The following is a 2,689-nucleotide window of genomic DNA, read 5'->3' as shown; positions in this document are numbered from 1 at the left end:
GTTGGCTGTATTCGGTCGCAAATCCCGTCTCATTGAGGTTCAGTTCGCTGTCGTAACCAAACAGGTGCACAAATCGTCCGTTAGGTTGCGAGGCTTTTTGTTGTCGTGCCCCAATCACTTGGCCATTAGGGTTAAGCATAAACCGATGACTGCCACGGTGGTTATCATCGATTCCAATTAAGCGGTCAAGGGCATCGTAGTGGTAACACCGCAACGGGTCTTGGTGTTGGCCCAACCCTTGTTGTGTCAGTAGGCCTCGCTCACTCCATTGATGGGTTAAACGAAAACCTTGTTGGTTACCTCGCTGTTGCTCTTGCCCTTGTGGGGTATAGGCAAAATCAAGCGGCTGGTGAGCACCGATTTGCACCTGTGTCAGCTGATGATGGTGCCAGTCATACTGGCGCGCGGTTTCTGTGCCTTTGGCCTCTATACGGCGTCCCGCTTCATCGTACTGATAGGCCAGTGTGGTGCCATTAAGGGTTTCTTCCACCAATAATCCTGCTGGGCTATAGCGTAGCCCTACCCACGCGTCACCATTTTCGGCGTAGGTCAGGCGCGAGGCCGCGTCGTATTCATACCAGGTTTGCCCGGCTGGTGCACCCGACGCATCGAAGGTGTGGATGTGGCTAACCCGCCCCCCTTGGTCGTAGTCGTATTGGTGTTGATAGCCATCAGGTTTGGTGTGACGACTCAGCCGCCCTGCTGCGTCGTACTCGTACTGCTCAACGCGCTTATCATAGTGCTGCTGGCTAACTACACGTCCTTGTTTATCAAAGGTGTAGCGCCAGTCATGACCTTGACTGTTGGTGACCCCAGCAAACTCTGCTTCGGCATTGTAGTGGTAGCGAGTCACCGCCCCGAGAGGGTCAATCGCCTGTGACAATAAGTCAAACGCGTCGTAATCGAACGACTGGCTATGCCCCAGTGCATCGGTGACTTTGACCAGATTGCCTTCAATGTCGTATTCAAAGTAAGCGGCGGTGCCATCTTCGTAACAAACGCTGCTTGGGGTGAGGCTATCGTTTTGGTAGTGCCACGTCCGTACCAAGTTATTGTCACTGATGCGTCGACATAACCGCCCTTGGCGATCGTATTCAAACCGCATCCCCATGCCCACTTGGGGTTCTACGCGGGCCAATAATCCGAGTTCATTGTAGGTATAGCGCGTGGTGGTGCCATCGGGCTCCGTTAGGCTTTCTCGATGCCCTTCTGGGGTATAAGTCAGCGTGGTTTCACGCCCTTCAGGGTCAGTTGCGGCAATCACATCCCCTTGTGGGTTGTATTGATACGTCCATGTTGCACCTTCAGGATCGGTATAACCGAGTAGATGGCCTTCCTCGCTGTACTGATAAGCATGCACCGCCCCATCCGGCAGCACTACGTCGGTCACATTCCCCCAATCATCGTAGGCATAGAAGGTTGTCTCACCCAATGCATTGGTTTGGCTAATTAGGTTGTCGTTATCCCACGTTTGAGTGATGGTGCTACCATCCGGCGCCACGGTTTTCACCACGCGGTTGCGTTCGTCTAAGTGGTAAGCGGTAATGCCACCAAACGCATTTTTGTAGTAATGGATCCGCTGCTCGTCGTCGTAGCGGATGTGGTCGTTCCAGTAGTCCCCCGCACAGCGTGTCGCAAGGGCTCGGCCTTGCTCATCGTAATCATGCTCAACCCAGGTCTTAGCCTTATCTTGCCAACGAATAAGGTGGCCGGCTTGATTGTATTGGTAGTCAAAATTCCGCCCCGCTTCCGCGCGTACCGAGAGCAAAAAGCCCTGGTCGTCATAATGATACTGCGCCAATTCACGGATCACCGTTTTGTCGCGCTCACACAAGGTTAAGGCGGTAATGCGGTTACGCTCGGTAGCAACCTTGATTAAGCGCTGATCTGTTAATACCACCCACTTTAATGTGGCGTGCTGATAAACAAACTGGGTGCTGTTACCGTAGCTATCTTGGATTTTGGTGACTTTGAGTACGCTGCCCGCGGCAAAACCAAAGTGATAACTCAACCCGGTTTTGTGCTTGAGTACCAAGTGCCCAGATGAGTCTCGGTGTAAGCGCCAATCAGGCTTCATCGCCGATTGGGTTGGCGTCGTGGTAAACGGGAGCGGGAAGCGTGCTTGGGTATAGTCTTTGTCTATCCATAACGCCGTGTCGCCTTCAATGGTCAGACTGATATCCCAACTGCTTCGCCATAGTCGACCCATCAGGCCAGTGTGACGCTCTCCGCGCGAGTGATAGTAGCGCTCGTGTGACACCGGCAAGTGAGCCGCAACGGTAAAGTCTTCCCGTAGCTCAAAGGCTTTACCCGTTTGCATATCAACAGGTTCGCCTTTTTCCGTACATTTATTGGAAGGCTGACAGGCTCCGTCCCCGTCGGTTTCATTGGTTTGACTATTAGCCTTGTCTTGATTTTTTTGATGAGGGTCTGCCTTGCCTGCGTTGGTGTTTTCTGGCGCCTCAAGGGTCTTTTTAGGGTGCGCGGTGCCAGGCTTAACCGTAATAATTTTGCCCTTGAACTCATCAAATTTCCCTTTGATCCAACCGAGCATGTCATCGATTTTTTGAAGCAAGGATTTCAAGCCATCAATCATTCCAAGGATAGCATCGGACGCGAGACGCAGGATCCAGCTACCGCTTTGCATCACCACTTTTTCTAAGCCAAAAATGGTTTTGTTGATTAACTC

At 52.2% G+C, this 2,689-nt stretch carries 1 protein-coding gene; it reads right to left on the bottom strand.

Annotation, left to right across the window (positions count from 1 at the left end; genetic code table 11):
• A partial coding sequence (locus BZJ17_RS16925; RefSeq protein ID WP_131826826.1) for a DUF6531 domain-containing protein occupies positions 1-2,689 on the bottom strand: 2,689 nt, incomplete at both ends.

The sequence above is a fragment of the Salinivibrio sp. IB574 genome (genome assembly GCF_001996205.1).
Classification (GTDB): domain Bacteria; phylum Pseudomonadota; class Gammaproteobacteria; order Enterobacterales; family Vibrionaceae; genus Salinivibrio; species Salinivibrio proteolyticus.
The sequence above is the reverse complement of the archived record's forward strand: the minus strand, read 5'-3'. Positions and strand labels throughout refer to the sequence as shown.